Source organism: Nonomuraea sp. NPDC050547 (assembly GCF_044457345.1).
Taxonomy (GTDB): domain Bacteria; phylum Actinomycetota; class Actinomycetes; order Streptosporangiales; family Streptosporangiaceae; genus Nonomuraea.
Genome location: NZ_JBITGW010000040.1, coordinates 38834 through 44840 on the forward strand (window position 1 = coordinate 38834; position 6007 = coordinate 44840).

At 71.4% G+C, this 6007-nt stretch carries 3 protein-coding genes; all 3 read right to left on the reverse strand.

All coding sequences use genetic code 11. The annotated features are described in order from the left end of the window. Window positions 1–2: 2 nt before the first annotated feature. Complete coding sequence (locus tag ACIBHY_RS53835) at window positions 3–179, reverse strand: MbtH family protein (RefSeq protein WP_397259419.1); 177 nt, start codon at window positions 177–179, stop codon at window positions 3–5. Beyond that, on the reverse strand, window positions 179–4507 hold the full coding sequence (locus ACIBHY_RS53840) for an amino acid adenylation domain-containing protein (RefSeq protein WP_397310958.1): 4329 nt from the start codon (window positions 4505–4507) through the stop codon (window positions 179–181). Before ACIBHY_RS53840 ends, ACIBHY_RS53835 begins: the two co-directional genes overlap by 1 nt. Further along, on the reverse strand, window positions 4504–6007 hold a 1504-nt coding region (locus tag ACIBHY_RS53845), incomplete at its 5' end, for a non-ribosomal peptide synthetase (protein WP_397310959.1). The genes ACIBHY_RS53845 and ACIBHY_RS53840, both read right to left, overlap by 4 nt.

Genomic DNA, 6007 nt, shown 5'->3' on the forward strand with positions numbered 1-6007 from the left:
GCTCAGATCCGTTCGCGCAGGCTGCGTGGGCGGATGTCCGTCCACACCGTGCCGATGTGCTCCAGGCATTCCTTTTCCGACCCGCGGAATCCGGCGTCGTCCCAGCCCGCGGGCAGGTCGCGGTCGTCGGGGTAGATCGAGTACTGCTCCTCGTGGTTCACCACAACGACGTAGTTCATCAAGGCTCCTGTCGATAGTCGGCGTACGGCCGGACCGTCATGGCATAGGCGGCCAGCAGGTAGGCATTGGAGTAGGCGACGACCAGTCCGTGCGGCAGCCGCGGCGACGGATGGTCGGCCAGCAGCAGCGCCCGGTCGGACGCCGGGTCCTGGACGAACACCGCGCTGAGCGCGAAGTGGTTGGGCTCGTATCGCATCGTGGGCGCCGATCCGAGACGCTCGTCGTCGATCTGCGCCCCGGCCAGCGCGTGGAAGCGGTTGAAGGTGAAGCTGGCCGCCAGCTCGGGGTCGCGCATGAACGTGGAGATGGTCGCGAACGGCACCCGCCGGTGCGGCATGATCGCGACTTCCTCGCGGTGCACCCGCCGGACGAGATCGATCCAGGTGCCGCCGTCCAGGCGCAGCGTGAAGGGGACGATGTTGAGGAACAGGCCCAGGGCCTCGGCCCCTCCCGCCTCCTCGACCCTGCCGTGCTGGCCGAGCCCGGTGACGACGTCGGTACGACCGCTCGCCCGGCTCAGCGCCACCAGATGGGCGGTCAGGGCGACGCTCTTGACGGACACACCCGCGTTCTGGGCGAGCCTGGTCATGGCGCGGGACAGCTCGCCCGGCACCTCACGCTCGATGGTCCTGCCGACGGTGGGCCCGGCGGGCAGCTTGCCGAAGATGGCGCCGTCCGCGGCGGCCAGCCGTTCCTTCCAGAACGTCAGCGACTCGGCCGAGCCCGCGGCCTCGCGCTCCAGCGCCACGAACCGGCTGAAGCGGGACGCCGGCGGGGGCTGCGGAGGCGTCCGCGGCCGGCGGCTGAGCAGCGCGTGGCGGTTGATCAGCTCGGCCAGCAGGGAGGTGAAGCTCCAGCCGTCCAGGATCGCGTGATGTTCGACGACGGTGAGCTGGAAGGACTCCGGCGACAGCCGCTGGGCGTTCACCCGGAACAACGGCGCCCGGCCCAGGTCGAAGGGTGCCGACCACTCGCGTTCGACGAGCGCGGTGATCTCCTTGTGCTGATCGGTCCCGGTGAGGTCGCCCATCGCCAGCGGGAGTGGGGCCGACGCGCGCACGAGCTGCATCGGCTCGCCGAACGACGTCAGGTCGAAGCAGGTCCGCAGCACGGGATGACGCTCGGCCGCCTCGCGTACGGCCCGTTCCAGCGCCGCCTCGTCCAGGGGCGCCGCGACCCGGTAGCTGTTGACGTTCTGGTACGGCCGCAGCTCCGGGTCCAGCTCCATGTGGTAGACCATGGCGAGCTGCATCGCGGTCATCGGGTAGGCGTCCACCAGGCCGTCGATCGCCGCCGCCCGCTCAAGGTCACGGTCGTCGAGCTGGCCGTACGGCTGGGCGTCCGCGGCCGGCGCGGCCGGTGTCGCCTGATCGGCCGCCGCGGCGACGGTGGGATGGGTGAACAGCACGTCCAGCGGAAGCGTGTAGCCCGCCCGCCGCAACCTCCCGACGACCTGCACCGCGCGTACGGAGTCGCCGCCGAGGTCCATGAAGGAGTCCTGCCTGCTCACCCGCTCCACCTTCAGCACCTCCGACAGCGAGGCGGCGAGTGCCTGTTCCACGGGCCCTTGGGGCGGGTCGTAGACCTTCTCGGCCCGGCCCGCCGTCGGCAGGGCGCGCCGGTCGACCTTCCCGTTGACGGTCAGCGGTATCCGATCCACCACGATGACCGCCGACGGCACCATGTAGTCCGGCAGCCGGCCCGCCAGATGCGCTCGGATCTGACCCGTCGTGGCCTCGGCGCTCAGCACGGCGTAGGCGATCAGCCGGCCGTCGGTGGCCACGACCGCGCCGGAGCGGACCGCGGGATGCTCCATCAGCACCTGATGGATCTCGCCGGGCTCGATGCGGAACCCGCGGATCTTGACCTGGTCGTCGATCCTGCCCAGGTACTCCAGATTCCCGTCGGGCAGCCAGCGGGCCAGGTCGCCGCTGTGATACCGCCGGGCGCCCGGGACGGCGGGGTCGGGGCGGAACCGCTGGGCGGTGAGCCCGGGACGGCCCAGGTAGCTGCCCGCCACCCCGTAGCCGCCGACGACCAGCTCGCCCGGCACCCCCACGGGGACGGGATGCCCGCGCGGATCCAGCACCTCGGCCGACAGGTGGGCGAGCGGACGCCCGACGACCGAGCGCTCGAACGGCGTCTCGGGGGTGATGTCGAAGCCGGTGACGTGCACGGTGGTCTCGGTGATGCCGTACATGTTGCACAACCGGGCCTGCGGCGCCGCCCCCGCGGCGAACCACCGCCTGACCTGCTGGGGTCGCAGGGCCTCGCCGCCCAGGACGACCCAGCGCAGATCGCGCAGGACCCGCGGCGACTCCTCCACCAGGGCGGTGAGCTGGGCGAACGCGGAGGGCGTCTGGCTGAGCACGGTCACCCGCTCGCGCCGCAGGAGATCGGCGAACGCCTCGGGCGACCTGCTGACCTGCCGGGGAACGGTGACGACCCGCCCGCCGTACAGGAGAGCACCCCAGATCTCCCACACCGAGAAGTCGAAGGCGTAGGAGTGGAAGAGGGTCCACACGTCCCGTGGGCCGGGGGTGAAGCGCTCTTCCGCGGCGGCGAACAGCTCGGCGACGTTGGCGTGGCTGACCGGGACGCCCTTGGGCCGGCCGGTGGAGCCGGAGGTGTAGATGACGTACGCGGTGGCATCGGGGCCGGGCGGCTCCAGGCGGCCGGTGGGGCGGGCGGCGATCTCGCGCTCCTCCTCACGCAGGCCGATCGTGACACCTTCGCCCGCCCGGTCGGCCAGCACGACCTTGACACCGGCGTCGGCGACGATGAACGCGACGCGCTCCGGTGGGGTGCCGGGCGCGATGGGGACGTAGGCGGCGCCCGCCTTCAGCACGGCGAGGATGGCCTCCACCTGGCGTGGGGTGCGTTCCAGCAGGAGACCGACGTGATCTCCCCGGCCCACGCCACGGGCGCGCAGGTGGTGGGCCAGGCGGGAGGATCGCCGGTCCAGCTCGGCATAGGTGATGTCGGTGGCGAGCCGGTCGGCGTGCGCGGCGGCCGTCGTCTCGAAGCGCTCGTGCAGGCAGGCGTTCCGCGCGCCGCGTACCGGGCTGGTGACGGCGACGACGGACTTGTCGGCCCGGGTCATCAGCGGCAGGTCGGCGACCGGGGTGTCCGGCGCTTCGACCGCGGCGGCCAGCAGGGTCAGCCAGTGCGCCGCCATGCGCTCGATGGTCGCGGAGTCGAACAGGCCGGAGTTGTACTCGATCTCGCCGCGGAGGTCCAGGCCGTCGTCGAAGATCGACCACAGCTGGTCGAACTTCGCCGTCCCGGTCGTGTGCACCTGGGGGATTCCGCTCGCCTCGCCCAGCCGTACCGTCTTCGCGGCGGGCGTGGTGTGCACACCGAACGCGACGTGCGGGCGCTGCCCCGCGGACAGCCGGCCGAGCGGGGCATGGCGGTGCTCGAAGTCGTCCATGACCCCCTGCCACACCGTGTCCAGCAGGTCGGCGAAACGTCGCTCGCCCTCGATCCGGGTGCGCACCGGCAGCAGGGCCACGAAGTGGCCGATCAGCTCTTCCAGCTCGATGCGGTCTCTGACCACCGTCGAACAGCCGATCACCAGGTCGTCCTGGCCCGTGTAGCGGTGCAGCAACACGTTGAACGAGGTGAACAGGATCGTGAAGGACGAGACCCCGGCCGCGGCGGCGAGTCTGCGCACCTGTACGGCGAGCGCCGGAGGCAGGTCGAAGTCGTAGGTCGCGCCCTCGACCGTCCTGACCGGCGGGCGGGGACGGTCGGTGCGCAGGTCCAGGCGGCCGGGGGCGCCCTGGAGCCGCCGGGCCCAGTAGTCCAGGTCGGCACGCGCGTCACGTTCGCGTTGCCAGGTCGCGTAGTCGGCGTACTGCCAGGCGAGCGTGGGCAGGGTGTCCCCCGCGTAGAGCGTGGCGAGCTCGCGCTGGAAGATCTCCAGTGACAGCTCGTCGCAGGCGGCGTGGTGGAAGACCACGATCAGGGTGGCGGTGTCCGACCGCACCAGCAGCGCCCTGACGGGCAACTCGCGTTCCAGGTCGAACGGCCGGCGGACCTCGTCGTGGATCACGTCGCGGACCTGGTCGGTGCGGCACTGCCGCACCGGCAGGCCGATGTCGGCGGCCGGGCGGACCTGTTGCCGCGGTTCGGGCACGGCGGGCACATAACCGGTGCGTAAGATCGCGTGCCTGGCGACGACGGCGTTCAGCGCCGCCCTGAGCCGGTCCTCGTCCACGGGTCCGGTCAGCGGGAGCACCCAGGGGACGTTGTGCAGCGGGGTGCCGGGGCTGAGGCGGTCGGCGATCCACAGGGTGTGCTGGCCGTACGACAGGGCCGTCATGACGGCACCCGGGCGACGGCGGCGACCCATGCCTGGTCGTCGAGTTCTGACAGGGGGGCGATCTCCTCGGCGCGGCGCAGCAGCGTGGGGCGTGACGGCGCTCGTTCCATGAGGGCCTCGGCCTGGTCGTCGATGGTGCGCGCGGTATAGAAGACGCGCAGCGGGAGATCGATCTGGAAGGCGACGGCGATGCGGGCCTTGGCCTTGGCGACCGTGAAGGAGTGCGCTCCCAGCTCGAACAGGTCCGCGTCGACGGCCAGCGAGGCGAAGCCGAGCGACCTGCTCCAGATCTGGGTGAGCGTGTGGTGCAGAGGGGTGGCGGCGGGCTGCCGGGGTGGGGCGTCGAGCTGGGGTGGTTGCAGGGCCTTGCGGTTGATCTTGCCGTTGTGGGTGGTGGGGAGGGCGTCGAGGTAGTGGTAGCCGGTGGGGATCATGTAGTCGGGCAGGTGGGGTTTGAGGTGGTTGCGGAGCTGGTCGGGGGTGGGCCGGTCGCCGTGGGTGGTGAGGTAGGCGTTCAGCCGCAGGGTGCCGGTGGGGTCGGGGTGGGTGGTGACGGCGACCTGGGCGACGTTCGGATGGGTGAGGAGGCGGGATTCGATCTCGGCGAGTTCGACGCGGTAGCCGCGGATCTTGTGCTGGGTGTCGTTGCGGCCGTGGAAGATGAGCCGGCGGTCGGGGGTGTGCTGGGCGAGGTCGCCGGTGGCGTAACGGCGGCTGCCGGGCGGTCCGGTGGGGTCGGGGGTGAAGTGCCGCGCGGTGGTGGCGGGTTGGTTGAGGTAGCCGTGGGCCAGTCCCGGGCCGCTGATGTGGAGGTGGCCGATCTGGCCGGGCGGGGTGGGCGTGAGGTCGGGGTTGAGGAGCTGGATGCGGCGGTCGCCGAGGGGACGGCCGAGCGGGATGCCGGGCTGGTCGAGGTCGTCGGGGGTGATGGGGTGGATCATGGCCCAGACGGTGGTTTCGACGGGTCCGTAGGCGTTGTAGAGGTGGGTGTGGGGGAGGGTGGCCAGGGCGGTGGCGACGTGGGTGGGGATGGCGGTTTCGCCGCCGAAGATGAGGTGGTAGATGTTGGTGAGGAGGTGGGGCTGGGTGGTGATGACGGTGTTGAAGGAGGCGGTGGACAGGAAGAGGGTGGTGACGTGGGTGGCGTGGGCGGTGTGGGCGACCGTGAGGGGGTTGGTGTCGGGGTCGGTGTGGATGATGAGGCGGGATCCGGCGGTCAGGGGCGGGAGGATTTCGAGGAGGTGGAGGTCCCAGGACAGGGCTGAGTGCAGGAGTGCGGTGGTGTGGGGGGTCCAGGAGGCGTAGCCGGCGCCGAGGAAGAAGCCGGGGATGGCGCGGTGGGGGACGAGGGTGGCTTTGGGGGTTCCGGTGCTGCCGGAGGTGTAGGGGAGGTAGAAGGGGTCGTCGGGGTTGATGGGCAGGTTGGGGTTGGTGTCGTCGTGGTGGCCGGTGTCGAGTTGGTCGAGGTTGAGTACCGGGGTGTCGGTGTGGGTCCAGTCG